The 21,151-nt window shown below is 68.0% G+C and carries 22 protein-coding genes; all 22 read left to right on the forward strand.

The window, feature by feature from the left end; genetic code table 11:
- Window positions 1-9 precede the first annotated feature (9 nt).
- Window positions 10-2,664, forward strand: coding sequence for a NosR/NirI family protein (locus C1O66_RS08430; protein ID WP_102767467.1), 2,655 nt, complete (start codon window positions 10-12; stop codon window positions 2,662-2,664).
- Window positions 2,661-3,980, forward strand: coding sequence for a nitrous oxide reductase family maturation protein NosD (locus C1O66_RS08435; protein ID WP_102767468.1), 1,320 nt, complete (start codon window positions 2,661-2,663; stop codon window positions 3,978-3,980). Before C1O66_RS08430 ends, C1O66_RS08435 begins: the two co-directional genes overlap by 4 nt.
- Window positions 3,955-4,941 (forward strand): ABC transporter ATP-binding protein, encoded by a 987-nt coding sequence (locus C1O66_RS08440; protein WP_243392745.1) that lies wholly within the window; start codon window positions 3,955-3,957, stop codon window positions 4,939-4,941. Before C1O66_RS08435 ends, C1O66_RS08440 begins: the two co-directional genes overlap by 26 nt.
- Entirely contained in the window at window positions 4,941-5,765 is an 825-nt protein-coding gene (locus C1O66_RS08445) for an ABC transporter permease (RefSeq protein WP_102767469.1), read from the forward strand. Before C1O66_RS08440 ends, C1O66_RS08445 begins: the two co-directional genes overlap by 1 nt.
- Window positions 5,762-6,322 carry a nitrous oxide reductase accessory protein NosL gene (locus tag C1O66_RS08450; protein ID WP_102767470.1) on the forward strand — a complete coding sequence of 187 codons (561 nt, stop codon included), beginning with the start codon at window positions 5,762-5,764 and terminating at the stop codon, window positions 6,320-6,322. Before C1O66_RS08445 ends, C1O66_RS08450 begins: the two co-directional genes overlap by 4 nt.
- Window positions 6,323-6,328: 6 nt before the next feature.
- Window positions 6,329-6,958, forward strand: a complete 630-nt coding sequence (locus C1O66_RS08455; RefSeq protein ID WP_102767471.1) for a nitrous oxide reductase accessory protein NosL — start codon at window positions 6,329-6,331, stop codon at window positions 6,956-6,958.
- A gap of 44 nt (window positions 6,959-7,002) precedes the next feature.
- The gene (locus C1O66_RS08460; protein ID WP_102769549.1) at window positions 7,003-7,389 is read left to right on the forward strand and encodes a YkvA family protein; all 387 of its coding nucleotides are present in this window, start codon (window positions 7,003-7,005) and stop codon (window positions 7,387-7,389) included.
- Between the two features lie 123 nt (window positions 7,390-7,512).
- Window positions 7,513-7,938 (forward strand): c-type cytochrome, encoded by a 426-nt coding sequence (locus C1O66_RS08465; RefSeq protein WP_102767472.1) that lies wholly within the window; start codon window positions 7,513-7,515, stop codon window positions 7,936-7,938.
- 177 nt (window positions 7,939-8,115) lie between these two features.
- The gene (locus tag C1O66_RS08470; RefSeq protein ID WP_102767473.1) at window positions 8,116-9,558 is read left to right on the forward strand and encodes a cbb3-type cytochrome c oxidase subunit I; all 1,443 of its coding nucleotides are present in this window, start codon (window positions 8,116-8,118) and stop codon (window positions 9,556-9,558) included.
- A gap of 2 nt (window positions 9,559-9,560) precedes the next feature.
- Complete coding sequence (locus tag C1O66_RS08475) at window positions 9,561-10,370, forward strand: CbbQ/NirQ/NorQ/GpvN family protein (RefSeq protein WP_102767474.1); 810 nt, start codon at window positions 9,561-9,563, stop codon at window positions 10,368-10,370.
- A complete protein-coding gene (locus C1O66_RS08480; protein WP_102767475.1) occupies window positions 10,363-11,358 on the forward strand; it encodes a 4Fe-4S binding protein in 996 nt (331 codons plus the stop codon). Before C1O66_RS08475 ends, C1O66_RS08480 begins: the two co-directional genes overlap by 8 nt.
- 16 nt (window positions 11,359-11,374) lie before the next feature.
- The gene (locus C1O66_RS08485) at window positions 11,375-13,249 is read left to right on the forward strand and encodes a nitric oxide reductase activation protein NorD (protein WP_102767476.1); all 1,875 of its coding nucleotides are present in this window, start codon (window positions 11,375-11,377) and stop codon (window positions 13,247-13,249) included.
- 103 nt (window positions 13,250-13,352) lie between these two features.
- Window positions 13,353-14,063: a Crp/Fnr family transcriptional regulator gene (locus C1O66_RS08490; protein ID WP_102767477.1), complete on the forward strand. Its 711-nt coding sequence runs from the start codon at window positions 13,353-13,355 to the stop codon at window positions 14,061-14,063.
- Window positions 14,064-14,258: 195 nt separating this feature from the next.
- Window positions 14,259-14,924, forward strand: coding sequence for a Crp/Fnr family transcriptional regulator (locus C1O66_RS08495; protein WP_243392746.1), 666 nt, complete (start codon window positions 14,259-14,261; stop codon window positions 14,922-14,924).
- Complete coding sequence (locus tag C1O66_RS08500) at window positions 14,921-15,982, forward strand: cytochrome D1 domain-containing protein (protein WP_102767479.1); 1,062 nt, start codon at window positions 14,921-14,923, stop codon at window positions 15,980-15,982. The genes C1O66_RS08495 and C1O66_RS08500 overlap by 4 nt, the downstream gene beginning before the upstream one ends.
- The gene (gene ccmA, locus C1O66_RS08505) at window positions 15,979-16,587 is read left to right on the forward strand and encodes a heme ABC exporter ATP-binding protein CcmA (RefSeq protein WP_207795921.1); all 609 of its coding nucleotides are present in this window, start codon (window positions 15,979-15,981) and stop codon (window positions 16,585-16,587) included. The genes C1O66_RS08500 and ccmA overlap by 4 nt, the downstream gene beginning before the upstream one ends.
- Entirely contained in the window at window positions 16,584-17,252 is a 669-nt protein-coding gene (ccmB, locus tag C1O66_RS08510) for a heme exporter protein CcmB (protein WP_102767481.1), read from the forward strand. The genes ccmA and ccmB overlap by 4 nt, the downstream gene beginning before the upstream one ends.
- Window positions 17,253-17,281: 29 nt before the next feature.
- On the forward strand, window positions 17,282-18,034 hold the full coding sequence (gene ccmC, locus C1O66_RS08515) for a heme ABC transporter permease CcmC (RefSeq protein ID WP_102769550.1): 753 nt from the start codon (window positions 17,282-17,284) through the stop codon (window positions 18,032-18,034).
- The gene (gene ccmD, locus C1O66_RS08520) at window positions 18,031-18,195 is read left to right on the forward strand and encodes a heme exporter protein CcmD (RefSeq protein ID WP_102767482.1); all 165 of its coding nucleotides are present in this window, start codon (window positions 18,031-18,033) and stop codon (window positions 18,193-18,195) included. The genes ccmC and ccmD overlap by 4 nt, the downstream gene beginning before the upstream one ends.
- The gene (gene ccmE / locus C1O66_RS08525) at window positions 18,192-18,659 is read left to right on the forward strand and encodes a cytochrome c maturation protein CcmE (protein WP_243392747.1); all 468 of its coding nucleotides are present in this window, start codon (window positions 18,192-18,194) and stop codon (window positions 18,657-18,659) included. The genes ccmD and ccmE overlap by 4 nt, the downstream gene beginning before the upstream one ends.
- Complete coding sequence (locus tag C1O66_RS08530; protein ID WP_102767483.1) at window positions 18,656-20,617, forward strand: heme lyase CcmF/NrfE family subunit; 1,962 nt, start codon at window positions 18,656-18,658, stop codon at window positions 20,615-20,617. The genes ccmE and C1O66_RS08530 overlap by 4 nt, the downstream gene beginning before the upstream one ends.
- Window positions 20,614-21,138, forward strand: a complete 525-nt coding sequence (locus C1O66_RS08535; protein ID WP_102767484.1) for a DsbE family thiol:disulfide interchange protein — start codon at window positions 20,614-20,616, stop codon at window positions 21,136-21,138. Before C1O66_RS08530 ends, C1O66_RS08535 begins: the two co-directional genes overlap by 4 nt.
- Window positions 21,139-21,151 lie beyond the last annotated feature (13 nt).

Consider the following 21,151-nt stretch of genomic DNA (forward strand, 5'->3'; position numbering starts at 1 on the left):
AAAGTGACCATGTTCTCCCGATGCCATCTCTTGGCGGCCACACTGAAGCGCAGCTTCTGTCTGGCCGCGTTTTTGCTTGCTTTCACCGCCCTCCTCCCTGGCACCGCCAGCGCCAAGGAAGGCGCCTACGAGGCCGAGCTGCCCACAGGCCTGGCTCAGGCCCGCGATATGTGCGCCCTGCTGCCCTGCGCCCAGGTCTTCCCCGGCGCCCAGAGCTTTTCCGAGCGCATGGGCACGCCGCCCTATGTCGAGGCATACGGCGCCGCCGACGCCGCCGGCAAGAAGCCGCTGCTGGGCTATGTGATGCTGTCCACCGACATCACCGACACGCCGGCCTATTCCGGCAAGCCGGTGGTCACCCTGATCGGCATGGACCGGGCCGGGCGCTTCGTCGGCACCCAGGTACTCAAGCATTCCGAGCCCATCCTGCTGCTGGGCATTCCCGAGTCCGCACTGCTGAACTTCAACAAGCAGTACCTGGGCAAGTCGGTGGCCGACAAGATCGAGGTCGGGCAGTCACGCCCCGATGAGGGCGTGCTGGGCCTAGACGCCATCTCCGGCGCCACCGTCACCGTGATCGCGCAGAACCAGGTCATGATGGCCTCGGGCCAGGCGGTGGCCCGCCAGGTCGGCATCCTGCCGCCCACCCTGCGCGAAGCCGCCCGCTACCAGGCCACCGCGCCCCAGGGCCAGGCGCTCAGCTGGGCGCAGCTGAAGGCGCTGGGCGCCTTGCAGCGCCTGAGCGTGCGCAGCGAGCAGCTGGGCTTGGCGCACAACGATCAGCCCTTCATCGAACTCTGGTTCGGTGACCTCAACCACCCGGATGTCGCCCGCAGCCTGCTGGGCGAACGCGGCCGGCAGCAGCTGCAGGCCTCGCTCAAGCCGGGCGAGCATGCCATCTTCGTGGTGCGCAGCGCCGGTGTGGAGTCCTTCAAGGGCTCGGGCTTTGTGCGCGGCGGTCTCTACGACCGGGTGCAGCTCAAGCAAGGCGCCGATGCCTTCACCTTCCGCGACCTCGATTACCTCAATCTCTACGGCCTGCAGGCCGAAGGCGCGCCGGCCTTTGACGAGTCGGCGATCTTCATCGTCCGCAACAAGAGCTTCTCGCCCGCCTACCCCTGGAAGCTGGCCTTTCTGGGCAACAAGGTCGAGCGCGCCACCGGCACGCGCAGCTTCGTCAATTTCGACGCCCAGGTCTGGCTCGATGATCGCCTTCTCGTGGGCGGCCGCCCGGCCCTGCCCGAGGCCGCCGCGCCCTGGGTGCAGGTCTGGAAAAGCCGGGCGCTGGAGATCGCGCTCTTCGTCGCCCTGCTGCTGGCAGTGACCGTGGTCTATGCCCTGCGCGAGCGACTGACCCGCCTGTCCACGCACAAGAACAAGTGGCCGGTCAATGGCTTCAAGTACACGGCCTGGGCGCTGAGCATAGTCTTCGTCGGCTTCGGCGCCATGGCCCAGCCCTCCATCACCCAAGTGCTGACCTGGTTCCATGCCTTGCTGTTCCAGTGGACCTGGTCGCTCTTCCTCAGCGACCCCTTCATCTTCTGCTTCTGGATCTTCATCATCGCCACCGTCTTCCTGTTCGGCCGTGGCCTGTTCTGCGGCTGGATGTGCCCCTTCGGCTCGCTGTCCGAGGCGCTCTACAAGATCGGCAGCAAGCTGGGCCTGAAGCGCTGGCAAGGCCATCTGCCGCAGCGCTGGCACGACCGGCTCAAATGGCTCAAGTACGGCGTCTTCTTCGGTCTGCTGAGCGTGTCCATGTTCTCCATGGGCCTGGCCGAAAAGCTGGCCGAGGTGGAGCCGTTCAAGACCACCTTTCTGGTCGGCATCAGCCATCGCGCCTGGCCCTACGGCCTCTTCGTCTGCCTGATCCTGGGGGTCTCGCTGTTCATCGAGCGGCCCTATTGCAAATACATCTGCCCGCTCGGCGCGGCCCTGGCCATGCCCAGCACCTTCCGCTGGTTCGGCCTCAAGCGCAAGCAGGACTGCAACAGCTGCAAGGCCTGCGCCGTTGGCTGCGGCTCGCTGGCCATCGACGCGGCCGGCCGCATCGACCACCGCGAATGCCTGCACTGCCTGGACTGCATGATTCTCTACACCGATGCCAAGGGCTGCCCGCCGCTGGCCAAGGAACGCAAGCGGCGCGAGCGCGACGGCCTCTTGATCACACCGATCGGCCGCGACGGCTATTTCATCCCCATCGACTCGGTGCCGGCGATCTCGGCCAAGGTCGCCGCCGGCCCCGACCCGCGCATGCCCAGCGAAGCGGTGAGCCCCGCGCACAAGGCCGGCCGCAGCGGCCTGGTCTGGCTGGCGCGCGAGCTCTGGGACCATCTCTGGCCCTGGAACGCCGGCACCTTTGCCAGCCAGCGGGCGCTGCAGATCGCCGGCTTCTCCCTGGCCCTGGCTGCCAGCCTGGCCTGGGTGCTGGCCGGCAGCGGCCGGCTCTCGCAGAGCGCCATCATCGCCTGGTGGTTTGGCTGGAGCGTCTACGAGGTGCTGATCCGCCTGGCCGGCAAGCGCTATGTCAAGGACGGCCCCTGGTGGCAAGCCAACTACCGCCGCGCCAGCGTGATGGACATGCTCAGCTATGTCGGCTTCAAGAACCTCTTGATCGGCGCCGTGCTCTTCCTCGCGCTCAAGTCCATGGGCGGGCTGTCGGCATGAGGGCAAGCGCAGCCGCCTGGCTGACCTCCCTGCTCCTGATCGCCAGCACGGCCGGTGCCGCCACCGTGCGCGTGCGCCCTGGTGACTCGCTGCAGCAGGCTCTGGATGGCGCCAGCCCGGGAGACACCGTAGAAGTGGAGCGTGCCCTGTACCGGGGCAATTTCACGATCGACAAGCCGCTGACCCTGCGCGGCATCGGCCGGCCGACCCTGAGCGGCGCCATGCAGGGCGACACGCTGCGGGTGACCGCCCCCGATGTGACGATCGAGGGCTTGATCGTGCGCGACTCGGGCGACAGCCTCAAGGACCAGAACGCCGGCATCTATCTGCGCCCCGGCGCCCACCGTGCAGTGGTACAGAGCTGCGACCTGACGTACAACTTGTTCGGCCTGTGGATCGAGAAGGCCAACGATGTGCGCATCGAGGCCAACTTGATCACCGGCAAGCGCGAGTACAACAGCTCGCAGCGCGGCAACGGCATCCAGCTCTACAACACCACCGGCGCCCGCATCATCGGCAACAACATCGGCTTTGTGCGTGACGCGCTCTATGTCGATGTCTCGCACCACGCCGTTTTCCGCGGCAACAAGCTGCACCACAGCCGCTACGGCAGCCACTACATGAACTCCTACTACAACCTGTGGGAGGACAACGATAGCTACTACAACCGCGGTGGCCTGGCCTTGATGGAGGTGCGCGACCAGGTCGTGCGCGGCAACCGCACCTGGGGCAATAGCGACCACGGCATCATGCTGCGCACGCTGCAGGACTCGCTGATCGAGAACAACATCATCGCCGGCAACAACCGCGGCTTCTTCATCTACGACGTCGAGTACGCGACGCTGACAGGCAATCTGATCGTCGACAACCATGTCGGCGTGCACCTCTCGGCCGGCTCGACCCGCAATGTGGTCGAGGGCAATGACTTCATCGCCAACCGCGAGCAGATCCGCTACATCGGCGCGCGCGACGAGGTCTGGGGCTGCCCCTTGCCCAAAGACCGCAAGGATCGTGGCCAACCGGTTCCGCCCGAGCAGTGCGCCGGCAACCACTGGAGCAACTACCTCGGCTGGGACCGGAATGGCGACGGCCGCGGCGACGTGCCCTACGAGGCCAATGACATGGTGGACCGCCTGAGCTGGCGCTACCCCGGCCTCAAGCTGCTGCTGGCCAGCCCGGCCATCCAGGCCCTGCGCCTGGTCGGCCAGCAGTTCCCCGTGCTGCGCGTGCCCAGCGTGATCGACCCCCGCCCGCAGATGCGGGCGGCCCACAAGCAATGGAGTGAATGGCGTGACAAGCACTATCCCGGCCAATGACGGCACGTCCGGCAAGGGCGGCAGCCCGGCCATCGAGCTGCGCGGCCTGAGCAAGCAGTACGGCAGCCTGCGCGCGGTCGACGGCGTCGACCTGCGCGTGCAGCGCGGCGAGATCTTCGGCCTGATCGGCCACAACGGCGCCGGCAAAAGCACCTTGTTCAAGATGATGCTGGGCCTGGTCGCGCCCAGCAGCGGCGAGGTGCTGATCCAGGGCCGGCCCATCAGCGGCGGCGACTTCCGCGCCATCCGGCGCGGCCTGGGCTACCTGCCCGAAAACGTGGTGCTGTACGACAACCTCAGCGGACTGGAGACCTTGCAGTTCTTCGCCCGTCTGAAGGGCGCAGCGGCCACGCAATGCCAGCCGCTGCTGGAACAGGTCGGTCTGGCCGACGCCGGCCACCGGCCGCTGCGCGAGTACTCCAAAGGCATGCGCCAGCGCCTCGGCTTTGCCCAGGCCTTGCTGGGCGGCCCCCAGCTGCTGTTTCTCGACGAGCCGAGCAACGGCCTGGACCCGCAAGCCATACGCGATTTCTACCGCAGCCTGCAGGCGCTGCGCGAGCAGGGCGTGACGGTGCTGATCACCTCGCACATCCTGGCCGAGCTGCAGGAGCGGGTCGACCGCCTGGCCATCATGGCGGCGGGCCGCATCCAGGCCCTGGGCACGGTGCAGTCGCTGCGCGAGCAGCAGCAGGCGCCGCTGCACATCGAGCTGAGCCTGGCCAGCGAGGCCGATGTGCTGTTTGCCAGCCAGCTGCTGGACAAGCAGGGCTTGCCCGGCCTGGGCTTGCAGCAGCGCGCCCAAGACTGCCGGCTCAGCCTGAGCTGCCCACGCGAACACAAGATGGCCGCGCTGGCCCTTGCCACCCAGCTGGGCTCGCGCCTGCTGGACCTGAAGATTCTGGAGCCCTCGCTCGAAGACCTGTTCTTCGGCCTCGGTGACGCCGCCCGGAGGCCCGCCTGATGGAAGCCGCACGACAGATCCTGACCCTCGCTGCCAAAGAGTTCCGCGAACGCATGCGCAACCGCTGGGTGCTGGCCGTGGCCTTGGTGTTCACCTTGTTCTCGCTGGCCATCACCTACTTCGGCGGCTCCGCCCAGGGCCAGATCGGGCCGCGCTCGATCGAGTTCATCATCGCCAGCCTGGTCAGCCTGGTCATCTACCTGATCCCGCTGATCGCCCTGCTGCTGGGCTTCGACGCCGTGGTCGGCGAGCGCGAGCGCGGCAGCCTGGACCTGCTGCTGGCCCTGCCCATCACCCGGCTGGAGCTGCTGCTGGGCAAGTACCTGGGCCTGGCCGCCGCTTTGAGCCTGTCCACGCTGAGCGGCTTTGCCCTGGTGGCCGGCCTGCTGTGGCAGCAGTTCGGCTGGGCCGGGCTCTACCACTACCTGGGCTTTGTGCTCAGCGCCCTGCTGCTGGGCCTGGCCTTTTTGAGCCTGGCCGTGCTGCTCTCGGTGCTGGCTCGCGAGCGCACCCGGGCCTCGGGCCTGGCGATCGCCCTCTGGTTTTTCTTCGTGCTGGTGTTCGACCTGGTGCTGCTGGGCCTGCTGGTGGCCGGCGCCGGGGGTGGCTGGCTGGCCGGCGACGCCCTGGCCTATGCCTTGCTGCTGAACCCGGCCGATGTGTTTCGCATCCTCAATATCTTTTCGCTGGAGGACATGCGCACGCTCTATGGCCTGGGCACCTTGGTGCCGCCGGCCATGGCCAAGCCCTGGTTGATGGGCCTGGTCATGGGGGTCTGGATCGTGCTGCCGCTGGCCCTGGCACGCTGGAGATTCCGCACATGAAAACACTGCTTGATTCATCGACCAAGTTGCCGCGCCGCAGCCTGCTGATCGCCGGCATGGCGGGACTGGCGGGCCTGGGCCTGACCGCCTGCGGCAAATCGGCCGAAGACAGCCAGCAAGCCCTGGTCCCGGCCGAGATCGACCCGCGCAGCACCTGCGACCTCGACGGCATGCTGCTGGCCGACTACCCCGGCCCCAAGGCGCAGATCTTCTACGAAGGCACGCCGCAGCCCCTGTTCTTCTGCGACACGGTGGAGCTGTTCAACACCTTGCTTCGGCCCGAGCAGGTGCGCGCCGTGCGCGCCGCCTTTGTGCAGGACATGGGCCTGGCCGACTGGGACCAGCCGCGCGGCCACTGGTTCGAAGCCAAGAACGGCCTCTATGTGCTGGGCAGCAAGCGCCATGGTTCCATGGGCCCGACCCTGGCCAGCTTCAGCCGCGAGGACCAGGCCCAGGCCTTCATCAAGAGCTGGGGCGGCCGCCTGCTGCGCTATGCCGAGATCCGCCCCGAGATGGTGGACCTCAGCGGCGGCGCCCTGCATGACAGCCGGATGTAGACACCCATGAAGCGCTCGCCCTTCGCGCGGCGCCGCCTGCTGGCGGCCGGCCTCGCGGCAAGCGGCCTGCTGGGCGCCGGCCTGCTCTGGGCGCGCCAGCGCTCGCCGGCCGCGGCAGCAGCCCTGCTGGTGGACGATTTCTGCGTGCTGGCGCCGCCGCTGGCCTATGAGCCGAGCTCGGGCCTGGGCCTGCTGCAGGCTCGCCCCATCCCAGGCGATGCGCGCTGCCCGGTCTGCGGCATGTTCCCGGCGCGTGCGCCGGAATGGGCGGCGCAGCTGATCTTCAGTGACGGCGCCACGCAGTTCTTCGACTCACCAGTGTCCATGCTGATCTATCTGCAGGACGTCGGCCGCTATGCGCGTGGCCGCAGTGTCACCGAGGTCGCAGCACGTTATGTCCGTGACGCGGGCGGCAACCGTGCTCAGCCAGGCGCCTGGCTGGATGCCGGCCAGGCCGTCTTCGTCAGCGGCTCCGACGCGCTGGGGCCGATGCGGGCCGGCAATCTGCCGGCATTTGCCGACCGCGCGGCGGCGCTGGCCTTCGCGCAGCGGCGCGGAGGCCAAGCGATGCGCCTGGCCGAGGTGCCGCGTTCCCTGCTGAAGCAATTGGATCCAAGAGCCCATCTCGGGCATTGAGGCGCCGGAGCGGGAGAAAGTGCAGCCCTGTCATGATGGCCGCCATGACTGTCATCCAGCAGCTACGAAACTGGGCCCGTCGTCTCAAGCGCGATGGCCTGAGCCTGTGGTTCGCCGGCCGCCACCCGGGCACGCCCTGGCATGCCAAAGCCCTGGCGGCCCTGATCGTGGCCTATGCCTTGAGCCCCATCGACCTGATCCCGGACTTCATCCCGGTGCTGGGCTATCTCGACGAGTTGCTGCTGTTGCCCATCCTGATCCATCTCGGCCTGCGCCTGCTGCCGCCCGAGGTGCTGGCAGACTGCCGGCGCCTGGCCGAGGACTGGCTGCGCCAGGAAAAACGCAAGCCGGTGTCCTGGCTCGGTGCGGCCCTGGTCCTGCTGGTCTGGCTGGCCGCCACGATGGCGGTCTGGCTTGCCCTGCGGCGTTGAGCGGGACGCCCCCCATCGATAGCGCTGGCAGCAGAGCCGATTTCCTTGTTCCGGTTCAAGGAAGCGGCTGACATAAGTCCCTAGTCTTGCGGCATCTGCAACAGACCCTGAGGACGGACCATCATGAGCCGAGGCTTCACCAGCCAGATGGCGCGCAATATCTTCTACGGAGGCACCTTGTTCTTCGTGCTGCTGTTCGCCGCGCTGATCTTCGACACCGAGCAAAGAATTCCCAAGCGGTCCAATGCCGGCGAACTGACGCCGGCCGTGGTGCGCGGCAAGCACATCTGGGAAACCCGCAACTGCATCGGCTGCCACACCCTGCTCGGCGAAGGCGCCTATTTCGCGCCCGAGCTGGGCAATGTCTACAAGCGCCGCGGCCCTGACTTCATCAAGGCCTGGATCAAGGCCCAGCCGACCGGCGCCCCCGGCCGCCGCCAGATGCCCAACTTCCAGCTCGACGACAAGCAGCTTGATGACCTCGTTGAGTTCCTCAGGTGGACGAACGGTATCGACACCGAAAAGTGGCCGCCGAATGTCGAAGGCTGAGTCGCGACCGAGCTGAGTCCACTGCGGACTCAGCGACGCGCGACGAAGGCCGGGCCGCCTGCAAGCGGTACGGCTGAGACGCGACCGAGCTCAGCCCCTGCCAACTCAGCGACGCGCGACGAAGGCCGGCACGCCTGCAAGCGCGCCGGCCGGGTCTCCCGAACAAGAGGATTCCATATGAAACCCATCACCCTCAAATACAAATCCCAAGCCGTCGCCAAGCTCTACTTCGTCGGCGCACTGGCACTCTTTCTTGGCCAGATCGTCTTCGGCATCACCCTGGGCCTGCAGTACCTGATCGGGGACCTGATGTTCCCGGCCATTCCCTTCAATATCGCCCGCATGGTGCACACGAATCTGCTGATCGTGTGGCTGCTGATGGGCTTTATGGGCAGCGCCTATTTCCTGGTGCCCGAGGAGGCGGAGACCGAGCTTTACAGCCCGCTGCTGGCCAAGATCCTGTTCTGGGTCTTCCTGGGCGCCGGCGCGCTGACCATACTCGGCTATCTGCTGGTGCCCTATGCCACGCTGGCCGAGATGACCGGCAACAACCTGCTGGCCACCATGGGGCGCGAATTCCTGGAGCAGCCGCTGCCGACCAAGCTGGGCATCGTCGTCGTCGCCCTGGCTTTTCTCTTCAACATCAGCATGACGGTGCTGAAGGGCCGCAAGACCGCCATCACCCTGGTGCTGCTGATGGGCTTGTGGGGCCTGGCCCTGATGTTCCTGTTCAGCTTCGTCAACCCCAGCAATCTGGTGCGCGACAAGATGTACTGGTGGTTCGTGGTTCACCTCTGGGTGGAAGGCACTTGGGAGCTGATCCTGGGCGCGCTGCTGGCCTTTGTGCTGATCAAGACCACCGGCGTGGACCGTGAAGTGATCGACAAGTGGCTGTACCTGATCGTCACCATGGCCCTGGTCACCGGCATCCTGGGTACCGGCCACCACTTCTTCTTCATCGGTCTGCCGGGCTACTGGCTGTGGGTCGGCAGTGTGTTCAGCGCACTGGAGCCCATCCCCTTCTTCATGATGACCTTGTTCGCCTTCAATATGGTGCAGCGGCGCAAGCGCGAGCATCCCAACCAGGCGGCCGTGCTCTGGGCCGTGGGCTGCGCGGTGATGGGCTTCCTCGGCGCCGGCGTCTGGGGCTTCCTGCACACGCTGAGCCCGGTCAACTACTACACCCATGGCAGCCAGATCACTGCAGCCCACGGCCACCTGGCCTTCTACGGCGCCTATGTGCTGGTGGTCATTGCAATGATCAGTTATGCCATGCCCCTGCTGCGCGGCCGCGAGGCCAACTCACGACGTGCCCAGAACGTGGAAATGTGGAGCTTCTGGATCATGACCATAGGCATGGGCGTGATGGTGCTGGCCCTGACCGGCGCCGGCATCCTGCAGGTCTGGCTGCAGCGCATGCCCACCGAGGGCGCGATGAGCTTCATGGCCACGCAAGACCAGCTGCGTTTCTTCTACTGGCTGCGCATGGCCGGCGGCGTGATGTTCCTGCTGGGCCTGCTGGCTTATCTGGCCAGCTTCTTCGTCGGCCCCGGCCGGGCCGAAGATGAAGCCCTGCACGAAAGCGCCCAGCAAAACGGCGCCTTGCCCCGCGCGGCCTGAGCATGGAAATGCACAGTGCCAGGCAGTTGCAACAACTGCCCTTCTATGCGCCCCAAGGCGAGGAATGCCGGCTCTTCGAGCAGGCCCATGCCAGCCGCCTACCCCTGCTGATCAAGGGCCCGACCGGCTGCGGCAAGACCCGGCTGGTCGAGCATATGGCGGCCCGGCTGGGCCGGCCACTGATCACGGTCAGCTGCCATGACGACCTCAGCGCGGCCGACCTGGTCGGCCGCCACCTGATCCAGGGCGGCGACACGCGCTGGTGCGACGGCCCGCTGACCCGGGCCGTGCGCGAAGGTGCGATCTGCTATCTGGACGAAGTGGTCGAGGCGCGCAAGGACACCACCGTGGTCCTGCACCCGCTGGCCGATGACCGGCGCCAGCTGGCCATCGAGCGCACCGGCGAGCTGCTGCAGGCTGCGCCCGGCTTCATGCTGGTGATCAGCTACAACCCCGGCTACCAGAACCTGCTCAAGGGCCTGAAGCCCAGCACCCGCCAGCGCTTCGTCGCCCTGGGCCTTGACTACCCGGCGCCTGACATCGAGCGCGCCATCGTCGCCAGCGAGAGCGGCTGCACGGACGAGGTCGCTGCCCAGCTGGTCCGCCTGGCCCAGGCCCTGCGCCGGCTGACCGAGCAAGACCTGGAAGAAACCGCCAGCACCCGGCTGCTGGTGATGGCGGCGCGCCTGCATGTGGCCGGTCTGGCACTGCTACCCGCCTGCCGCGCGGCCATCGTCGACGCGCTGACGGACGAAGCCGACACCGGCGCCGCCCTGCACGAGGTGCTGCGCGCGGTGATCGGCGATGCCTGATCCTGGCCCCGCGACGGGCTCTTCTGTTCAGCACAGCCAGCGCCTGCAGCGCCGCCGGCGCGCCACGCAGCTGGCCTTCTTCGCCCTCTTCCTGCTGGCGCCGGCGCTGAACCTGCTGCGCTTCGACCTCAACGAAACCCAACTCTGGTTCCTCGGCCAGCGCTGGAGTCTGGGCATCAGCGCCCTGCAGCGCGGCGAGGTGAGCGCCGATCAAGCGGCCCTAAGCCTGATCCTGCGCGGCATCCTGCCGGGCCTGGCCCTGGTGGCGCTCTTTCTCGGTGTGGCCTGGCGTTGGGGCCGGCTGTACTGCGGCTGGCTGTGCCCGCATTTCTCGCTGGTCGAGGGGCTGAACGCTTTGCTGCACAAGGCCTGCGGCAAATTCAGCCTCTGGGACGAGCAGGCCAGCCTGCGGCCGGGCGAGACCGCGCAGCGGCGCTGGTGGCCCGTCTATGCCTTGAGCTGCGCGGGTTTCGGCTTTCTCTGGGCCATCACCCTGCTGACCTATCTGCTGCCGCCGCCAGCGATCTGGGGCGGCCTGCTGCAAGGTACGCTGACCGCCAACCAGAGCCGCTTCATCCTGATTGCCGGCAGCGCCTTCACCCTGGAGCTGCTGTTCGCCCGCCACCTGTTCTGCCGCTTCGGCTGCGCCGTCGGCCTGTTCCAGAGCCTGGCCTGGATGGCCAATCCGCGCGCCCTGGTCGTGGCCTTCAAGCGCGAGCGCGCCAGCGACTGCCGAACCTGCAGCACCGAGCGTGCGCCCGAGGGCAGCGCCTGCGACCGCGTCTGCCCGATGCGGCTGCGGCCGCGCCAGATCAAGCGCCTGATGTTTTCCTGCGTGCAGTGCGGCCGCTGCGTGGACCAATGCGCCGAATCGCAACAGGCCCAGCCGCAGCTGCCCCAACCCCAGCTGGAATGGACAGTGGGCCTGGACGCGCTGCGTGAGACGCTGCGCCAGTCGAAAAAGAACAGCAACAGAACCGACCCTTGAAGTAGGAAGTTAGACCATGGAAGAGTGGATCGGCGAACGCTGGCATCGCTTCATCACCGGAGCCGCCGAGCGCGGCCATGACGGGGCTGCCGTGGCGCTGCCCGATGTGCAGCAGGCCGTCGGCCTGCTCTACCGCGCCGCCGGCGGCAGCCACAGCCTGCGCATCGTGCCCGCGGCCGATATGCGCATCGGAGGCCCGCGCCACTGGCTGCAGCGCCTGGCCGGCAGCGGCACGCGCGCCGCCCTGCCGCGCTTGGACAGCGAGACCCTGGCCCTGCCGCCGCGCATCGCCCTGTTCGAGCAGGCGGAGCTGAACCGCGACCTCTACCTCTGGCTGGCCGCCCTGGCCGCCTGCTTCGAACTCAGTGCCAGCGGCAGCTGGGCGGGCGACAACCTGGCCGCTTGCCAGCTGGCCCTGCAGCGCTGCCCGGGCCTGCGGCCGCGCTGGCTGCGCTTGCGCGAGGCCCATTTGGCCCAGCGCCGCGCCGAGGCCGTGGCGCTGCGCACGCCCGAGGCGCGGGCGGCCGAGGCGCGCCTGCAGGCCCTGCTGCTGGCCGAGCCCGGGCTGGCCAGGATCGATGGCAGCTTCGATGGCCGCTTCGATGTGGAGGCCCCGCTGCTGGCCCCGGTCTGGCTGTGGCTTCAGGCCCTGCCTGCGGCCGCGGCGGGGGCGACGGGCCAGGCGCGCAGCGCGGCCGCGGGCGGTGGGTCACAAGCGCAACAAGAACAAGAGCAAGCGAAACGCCGCCGCGCCCGCCCGGCCAAGCCGGCCTCGCAGAGGGCGCCGCTGCTGCTGGCCTCCAAGGCCGAGTCCCTGCGCAGCTGGAGCGAGCATGTGCCCCTGGACCGTGCCAGCGAGGACGAGACCGACGAGGACGAGGCACGCGCCGCGGCCGACGATATGGAGGAGCTGACGCTGGCGCGCGAGGGCTCGGCCAGCGCCGCACGCATCAAGTTCGACCTCGACCTGCCCAGCGCCAGCGCCGACGACCTGCCCCTGGGCGAGGGCGAGTCACTGCCCGAGTGGGACTGGAAGCGGCAATGCCTGCTGCCCGAACATTGCCGGGTGCAGACCCTGGTGGCGCGACCGAGCGGCCCGGCGTTCTCGCCCCCTGCCGCATTGCGCCAGACCGCACGCCGCCTGCGCCGCCGGCTCGAAACCCTGCGCAGCGCGCCGCAGTGGCAGCGCGGCTGCAACGAGGGTGAGATGCTGGATCTCGATGCCTGGGTGCGGCATCTGGCCGGCCTGCACGCCAGCAGCAGCCCCGAACCGCAAGTCTGGGCCCGGCGCCAGCGCAGCGAGCGCAGCCTGGCCACCTTGCTGCTGGCCGATCTGTCCCTGTCCACCGACGCCTATGCCAACAACGAGCAGCGGGTGATCGATGTGATCCGCGATGCGCTCTATGTCTTCGGCGAGGCCTTGCATGGCTGCGGCGACCCCTTTGCCATGCTGGGCTTCAGCTCGGTGCGGCGCAGCCAGGTGCGCATCCATCAGCTCAAGGGTTTCGAGGAAGCCTGGTCCGGCCCGGTGCAAAGCCGGGTCGGCGCGATCAAGCCTGGCTACTACACCCGCATGGGCGCGGCGATTCGCCTGGCCACACGCCGGCTGCAAGAGCGCCCCGAGCGCCTGCGCCTGCTGCTGCTGCTGACCGACGGCAAGCCCAATGACCTCGATGTCTACGAGGGCCGCTGGGGTATCGAGGACACGCGCGAAGCAGTGCGCGAGGCGCGCCGCGCCGGCCTGCAGCCCTTTTGCCTGAGCATCGACGAGCAGGCCCAGGACTATCTGCCCCATCTTTTCGGCCACCAGGGCTGGGCCCGCGTGGCCCGCCCGACCGAACTGCCGCTGCGCCTGGCCGGGGTCTACAGCAGGTTGACACGCGGCGTCTGAACTGGGCAGCAGGGGCTGTGGGCTTGAGCGATGTCAAGTGGCCGGGCGCGGGCCGTCTCGACAATCGAGCTCTCGACAAGAACCCCAAGAACGGAGCCAGGCCATGGACATGCGCGCGTTTGATCTACCTCGTTACCTCTCTGTGCTGCCCTTGTTCACCGATCTCAGTGCTCCAGAGCTGGCACGGCTGGCGCAAGGCTGCAGCCTGCGTCGTCTGACGCGCGGCGATCCGGTGTTCCGCGTTGGCCAGCCCTGCGAAGAGTTCCACGTCACCGTCACCGGGCAGGTCAAGCTCTTCGCCATCTCGCCGGCGGGCCAGGAGAAGGTGATCGAGCTGGTGGGGCCGGGAAACAGCTTCGCCGAAGCCCTCATGTTCACCGGCAGGCCCTACATCATCAATGCCCAGGCCCTGACCGACACCTTGCTGCTCTCGGTATCCAAGCAGGCGGTGCTGACCGAGATCGAGCACGACAGCCGCTTCGCATTGCGCATGCTGGCGGGCATCTCACGCCGCCTGCACGGTCTGGTCCATGATGTCCAGGCCTATGCACTGCACAGCGGCGTGCAGCGCGTGATCGGCTACCTGCTGCGCGACCAGCTGGCCGAGGACCGCGTCAGCGGCGAGATGGTCACGGTGTCCCTGCCCGTGAGCAAAGCCACCATCGCCTCGCGCCTGAGCCTGACGCCCGAGTACTTCTCGCGCGTGCTGCATGAGCTCGAAGCCGCGGGCTTGATCGAAGTGGACAAGCGCGACATCCGCATTCGTGATGTCGCCAACCTGGCGGCCTACACCGGCGGCCAGCAAGCGGGCTGATGCAAGCACCCATCGTTCGAAAGGAGTATTGACCATCGTTCCGTAGAACTACTGCGTCAGGCCGCTTGATACAGGTCAAATGAGCACCGTCGGCGCTGAACAGAATGGCCCCCGCAAGCCCTTCTTTCCCAGCTCGACAAGGCTCAAGCCATGCCCACTGCCCATCGTTCTACCGCCTCTGAGCTGCCGCGATACATGGCGGTTCATCCCATGTTCCAGGGCCTGAGTGAAGCGGATCTCGGCCTGATCGTGGACCAAGGCAGCAGCCTGATGCGCCTGCCTCGCGGCCAGGCCCTGTTCAGCAGCGGCGAGACCTGCGAGCACTTGATGATCATCATCACGGGGCAGGTCAAGGTGTTTGCCTTGGCCACCCATGGCGGGGAAAAGGTGCTGGAGCTGATCGGGCCCGGACAAACCATCGGCGAGTCGTCGATCTTCAACGACCAGCCCCAGGCATTCAATGCGCAGACCCTGACGGAAACGCTGCTGCTGCGCATCCCCAAGCGCGCCATCACGGCCCAGATCAAGCGCGACCCCGGTTTTGCCCTGCGTTTGCTGGCCGACGCATCGCAACGCATCCGCGGCCTGCAGCACGATGTGGAGAGCTATTGCCTGCGCAGCGGGCTGCAGCGTGTCGTCGGCTTCCTGCTGGAAGACCAGCGGCACAGCCACGAACGGCGCGCGCCCCACACGGTGTCGCTGCCCGTCAGCAAGGCGACGATCGCCTCGCGCCTGAGCTTGACCCCCGAGTACTTCTCACGGGTGCTGCGCGAGCTGGAGGACGAAGGCCTGATTCAGATTTCGCGGCGCGACATCCACATTCTGCAGCCCGAGGAATTGGCGAGTTACACCCTGCAATGAGCAGCTGCTGTTTCAGCACCGGTGCCGGTTCGCGGCTGCGCAGTGGCTTGGCCGCTTGCCTGGGTGTTCTCGCCTTGCTGCCCGGTGCATCTGCGGGCGGCGAGGCCAGCACGCTCACCGCAGCCGAATCCAAGGCTGAGGCTCTGAACTGTGCCGACCTGCCGCCCCTGCTCGCCTCCAAGGACCGCCAGCTGGTGCTGGCATCGCGGGACGGATGGGTGGCCGTGTTTGACATGAACCCAAGCAGCCTGCGGCACGAGCGACGGGTCGCCTCCTCACTCGAAGCCTTGGCCCTGAGCAGCGATGGCCGCTGGCTGCTGGCCAGCACCGAGCAGGCCAGCGCCTTGCAGCTCTTCGATGGACGGCTGCAGCCGGTCAAGACGATTGCCTTGCAAAGCCTGGACGGCCGGCAGCGCACACGCGTCGCGGCCATCCGCGACCTTCCGGAACGCCGCAGCTTTCTGGTCGCACTGCAGGACCTGGCTGAGGTTTGGGAGATTTCATACGACCCGCTGGCAGAGGAAGTCCATGACGGCCTGGTCCATGACTACCGCATGGGCGAAGCCCTGGGCAAGCCGGGATATCTGCATCCGCGACGCACACCGCTGGAAGCGCCCGTGATGGACTGGCTGAAGGGCACGGCCGCCCCTCACATCTGGCTCACCTTGCAGCCCAGGGCGGGCGGCGGGCTGCGGCTGCAGCTGCTCCACCTCGATGTTCGCCGCGCCATCGCCAGCATGCCGCTCAGCCACGCCGTGAAGCTGAGCGCTGGCCTGCTCTTTGAACGACAAGGCCATCCCGTCCTAGCCGTTCCGGCGCAGGATCAGAGTCAGGACCGGTTGGAGTTCATCGACCTGCAGCGCCTTCACCCACCGCTTGACCTGGACCTGCCCAGGTTCGCAAACCCTGCGGGCCAGGCCCAGAGCGCGTCGCAGACTGACGCACTGCGAAAGTTGCCGTGGAGCCAGCTGAAAGGGCGCTACCCCAGGCCGCCCGTTGTGGCTGATGCGGTGGAACCGGCAGACGCCTGCGTCGGCGGCGATGGAGCGGAATCATGAGCATGGCCTCGCCCTGCTTGCTGAGCGCCAAGCAGCTGAGCTGCCAACGCGGAGGCCGCAGCCTGTTCGAGGAGTTCAGCTTGCAGCTGAACGCGGGCGACATCGTCTGGCTTCAGGGCAGCAATGGCCGCGGCAAGACCACATTGCTGCGCACGCTTGCGGGCCTGCGGCCGGCTGAGCGAGGAGGCATCCAGCATGCGGCGGCCTTGCGATTTCTCGGCCACAACAATGGCTTGAAGCCAGACCTGACCGTGCTGGAGGGCTTGCGCTTTCAGGCCCGCTGGCAAGGCCTGGCGGACGATGAGGCCAGCCTGCTGCAGGCGCTGAAGCACTTCGGGCTGGCGCCCATGCGCACCCGCCGCAGCGCTCAGCTCAGCCAAGGCCAGCAACGCCGCGCTGCATTGGCATCGCTGGCCCTGCCGCAGGCGGGTGCTTGCTGGCTGCTGGACGAGCCCTTCGATGCGCTGGACGACGACAGCGTGCAGCAGTTGTGCGCTCTGCTGAGCAGCCATGCGGCCGCAGGCGGTGCGGTGCTGTTCACCAGCCACCAGCATCTGCCTGGGCTGGCCAGCCGCCAGCTGCTATTGAGCGGAGGCCGCCCATGACGCCCACGAGCTGGCTGCTGCTGCAGCGCGAGCTGCGCCTGGCGATGCGCCGGCCCGTCGACGCTGGCCTGCCGGTGGCCTTTTTGCTGCTGGCAGCCTGCCTGTTTCCGCTCGGCCTGGGGCCCGAACCCGAGCAGCTGCGTCGCATGGCGCCGGGCGTGCTGTGGGTGCTGGCCTTGCTGGCAAGTCTCTTGTCCCTGCACAGCCTGTATGCCGCCGATGCCCAGGACGGCAGCCTGGACCAGTTGCTGCTGCCGCCGCACTCGGCCTGGCGCCTGGCCGCCGTCAAGGCCCTGGCGCACTGGCTGAGCCATGGCCTGCCCCTGCTGCTGGCCACGCCGCTGCTGGGCCTGATGTACGGCATGCACAGCGACAGCCTTGGGCTCTTGATGCTGAGCCTGCTGCTGGGCACGCCGAGCCTGAGCCTGCTGGGCAATCTGGCCGCCGCCCTGACCCTGGGCCTGCGCAATGGCGCCTTGCTCAATCTGCTGATCGTGCTGCCGCTGGCGGTGCCTGTTCTGATCTTCGGCAGCGGCGCCGTCGGCGCGCTGGAGGCCGGCCTGCCTGTTGACGGCCATCTGTCCCTGCTGGCCGCCCTGCTGATCGGCGCCCTGCTGGCCCTGCCCGCAGCCACCGCCGCGGCCCTGCGCATCGCCCTGATCTGATGGACATGCTGAGCTCGCCCCCACATCCCATGACACGCACGCACCGCTTCTACACCTATGCCGCGCCCTCGCGTTTCTACGCGCTGGCCGGCCGCCTGTTGCCGGGCCTGTGGCTGCTGGCCGCGGGGCTGGGGGCCCTGGGCCTGTACCTGGCCTTCTTCAAAGCACCGACCGACGCCACCCAGGGCCAGGCCTATCGCATCCTCTTCATCCATGTGCCGGCGGCCTGGCTGTCCATGCTGCTCTATCTGGCCCTGGCTTTCTGGGCCGCCATCGGCTGGGCCTTCAAGGCACGCATGGCCTCGCTGCTGGCGCGGGCGATCGCACCGACCGGCGCCGGCTTCACCGTGATTGCCCTGCTCAGCGGCGCGCTATGGGGCCAGCCGAGCTGGGGCAGCTGGTGGGTCTGGGACGCGCGCCTGACCTCGGAGCTGATCCTGCTGTTTCTCTACCTCGGCTATCTGGCCTTGGTGCACGCCATCGAGGACCCGCAGCGGGCCGACCCGGCCGGCGCCCTGCTGGCCCTGGTCGGCGTGATCAATGTGCCCGTCATCTATTTCAGCGTGCGCTGGTGGAACACCTTGCACCAGGGCGCCAGCATCAGCCTGACGGCCGCGCCGCGCATGGCCGAGACCATGTTGCAGGCCCTGGCCGTGATGAGCCTGGCCTGCTGGGCCTATGCCTTCGCCGTCATCTTCACCCGCGCCCGCGGCCTGATCCTGGAGCGCGAACAAGGCAAGGCCTGGGTGCAGGCCCTGAGCAAGAAAGGACAAGCCGTATGAACTGGCACAGCGCCGCCGATTTCTTCCATATGGACGGCTACGGCTTTTTTGTCTGGGGCAGCTACGGCTCGGCCCTGCTCTGGATGCTGGTCGAAGTGGGCCTGGCCCGGCGCCGCCACAGCCAGGCCTTGCAGCAACTGTCCGAAGAGGACGGCGCATGATGATCAAAAAAACCCGCCATCGCCGCCTGCTGCTGATCGCTGCCGGCCTGCTGGCCCTGGGCGCTATCGCGGCCCTGGTGATGAATGCCTTCCGCAGCAATCTGGTCTTCTTCTACACGCCCAGCCAGGTGGCCGCGCAAGAGGCGCCGCAAGGCCGCAGCTTCCGCATCGGCGGCCTGGTGCAGCCGGGCAGCGTCCGGCGCGAAGGCGTGCGGGTGCAGTTCGTGATCAGCGACGGCAGCGAGCAGGTGCCCGTCAGCTTCCAGGGTGCCCTGCCCGACTTGTTCAAAGAGGGCAAAGGCGTGGTCGCACAAGGCCAGTTGCAGGGCCGGCAGTTCCTGGCCCGTGAGGTGCTGGCCAAGCATGACGAGAACTACATGCCGCCCGAGGCCGCCGACGCGCTGCAGCGCAGCCAGCAGGCCCGCGAGCGCGCCGCCCAGACCCTGAAAGGCAGCACGCCGTGATCCCCGAACTCGGACATCTCGCCCTCTGGCTGGCCCTGGGCGTGGCCCTGCTGCTGGCCGGCCTGCCGGTGCTGGGCGCGCAGCGCCACCGCGCCGACTGGATGGCGCTGGACCGGCCCTTGACCCTGGCCTTGGCCGCCCTGGTCGGCCTGGGCTATCTGGCCTTGACCCAGGCCTTTGTGGCCAGCGATTTCTCGGTCGCCTATGTGGCCCAGCATTCCAACCGCGAGCTGCCCCTGGCCTACCGCATTGCCGGGGTCTGGGGCGGGCATGAGGGCTCGATGTTGCTGTGGGTGGCGCTGCTGGTGGCCTGGACCCTGGCCGTCTCGGCCGCTGGCCGGCAGCTGCCGGCACCGCTGCGCGCACGGGTGCTGGGCGTGCTGGGCGCGCTGGCGGCCGGCTTCCTGGTCTTTCTGCTCGTCACCTCCAATCCCTTTGCCCGCCTGGTGCCCGGCCTGCCCGAGGGCCGAGACCTCAACCCGTTGCTGCAGGACCCCGGCATGGTGCTGCACCCACCCATGCTGTATATGGGTTATGTCGGCTTCGCCGTGGCCTTTGCCTTCGCCATTGCGGCCTTGGCCGGCGGCGAGCTCAACGCCGCCTGGGCACGCTTCGCCCGGCCCTGGACCAGCGCCGCCTGGGCCTTTCTGACCCTGGGCATCGCCCTGGGCAGCTGGTGGGCCTACTACGAGCTCGGTTGGGGCGGCTGGTGGTTCTGGGACCCGGTCGAGAACGCCAGCTTCATGCCCTGGCTGGCCGGCACCGCCCTGATGCACTCGCTGGCCGTCAGCGAAAAGCGCGGTGTCTTCAAGGCCTGGACGGTGCTGCTGGCCATCGTCACCTTCTCGCTGTCCCTGCTCGGCACCTTTCTGGTCCGCTCGGGCGTGCTCAGCTCGGTCCATGCCTTTGCCACCGACCCGCAGCGCGGCCTGGCCATCCTGGTCTTTCTGGTGCTGGTGGTGGGCGGCTCGCTGAGCTTGTATGCGGCACGCGCCGGCGCGGTCGGCCTGGGGGCGCGCTTCCACTGGCGCAGCCGTGAAACCACGCTGCTGGCCAACAATGTGATGCTGCTGGCCGCCTGCGGCGCGGTGCTGCTGGGCACGCTTTACCCGATGGCGCTGGATGCCGTCAGCGGGCAGAAGATTTCGGTCGGCCCGCCCTATTTCGAGGCGGTGTTCGTGCCGCTGATGGCGCCGGTGATCCTGTTGATGGGCCTGGGCCCGCTGCTGCGCTGGAAGGGCATGGACAGCGCCGAGCTGCTGCGCCGCCTGCGTTGGCCGCTGATGCTGAGCCCGCTGGCCGCCGGCGCCCATGGCTGGGCCACGGCGCAGCTGAGCCTGGCCGCCTGGGGCGGCCTGCTGCTGGCCTGGTGGGTGCTGGTGTCGGTGGCGCTGGAGCTGGGTGAACGCCTGTGGCCAACGCCGGGCCAGGGCTGGTGGGCGCGCGCGCGCGCCTTGCCGCGTTCGGCCGCCGCCATGCTGCTGGCCCATGCTGGCGTCGGCGTCTTCATCATCGGCGTCACCCTGGTCGGCAGCCTGGCCCTGAGCCAGGACCTGCCGCTGCAGCGCGGCGAGAGCGCCCGCCTGGGCGAGCACAGCTTCCGCCTGAGCGAGCTTCGCGCCGTGGACGGCCCCAACTACCGCGCCATGCGCGGCACGGTGGAGGTGACCCGCGAGGGCCGGCCTGTGGCCACCCTGTACCCCGAGAAGCGGCTCTACCGCAGCCAGGAGATGCCCATGACCGAAGCCGGCATCGCCAGTGGCCTGCTGCGCGACCTTTACGTCTCACTGAGCGAGCCGATCAATGAGCAGGCCGATGCCTGGATCGTCCACATCACCATCAAGCCCTATGTCAACTGGATCTGGGGCGGCTGCCTGCTGATGGGCTTGGGCGGCCTGCTGGCCGCCAGCGACCGACGCTACCGCAGCAACAGCCAACAAGCGAGCGCACGCCCATGAAGCTCAAAGCGCTGATCCCCTTGCTGGGCTTTGCCGTGCTGGCCCTGTTCCTGGCGCGCGGCCTGCAGCTGAAACCGCGCGAGATCCCCTCGCCGCTGATTGGCAAGCCGGTGCCGGCCTTTGTGCTGACACCCTTGCTGGAGGGCGGCGCGCCGCTGAGCTCGGCTGACATGACGGGAAAAGTCAGCGTGCTCAATGTCTGGGCCTCCTGGTGCGGCCCCTGCCGCGAGGAACACCCGCTGCTGCTGGATCTGGCGCGGCGTCGGCCGGAGTTGCAGCTGCTGGGCCTGAACTACAAGGACGAGCCCGCCCAGGCCACGCGCTGGCTGAAAGAGCTGGGCAACCCCTACCGCGCCATCGGCTCGGACACGCGCGGCCAGGTCGGCATCGACCTGGGCGTCTACGGCGTACCCGAGACCTTTGTGATCGACCGCCAGGGCCTGATTCGCTACAAGCATGTCGGCCCGCTGACGGCCGAGCTGCTGCGCGACACCCTGGAACCCTTGCTGGACCGACTATGAGACCCCTGCCTGC

The sequence above is a fragment of the Paucibacter aquatile genome (genome assembly GCF_002885975.1).
GTDB classification, from domain to species: domain Bacteria; phylum Pseudomonadota; class Gammaproteobacteria; order Burkholderiales; family Burkholderiaceae_C; genus Paucibacter_A; species Paucibacter_A aquatilis.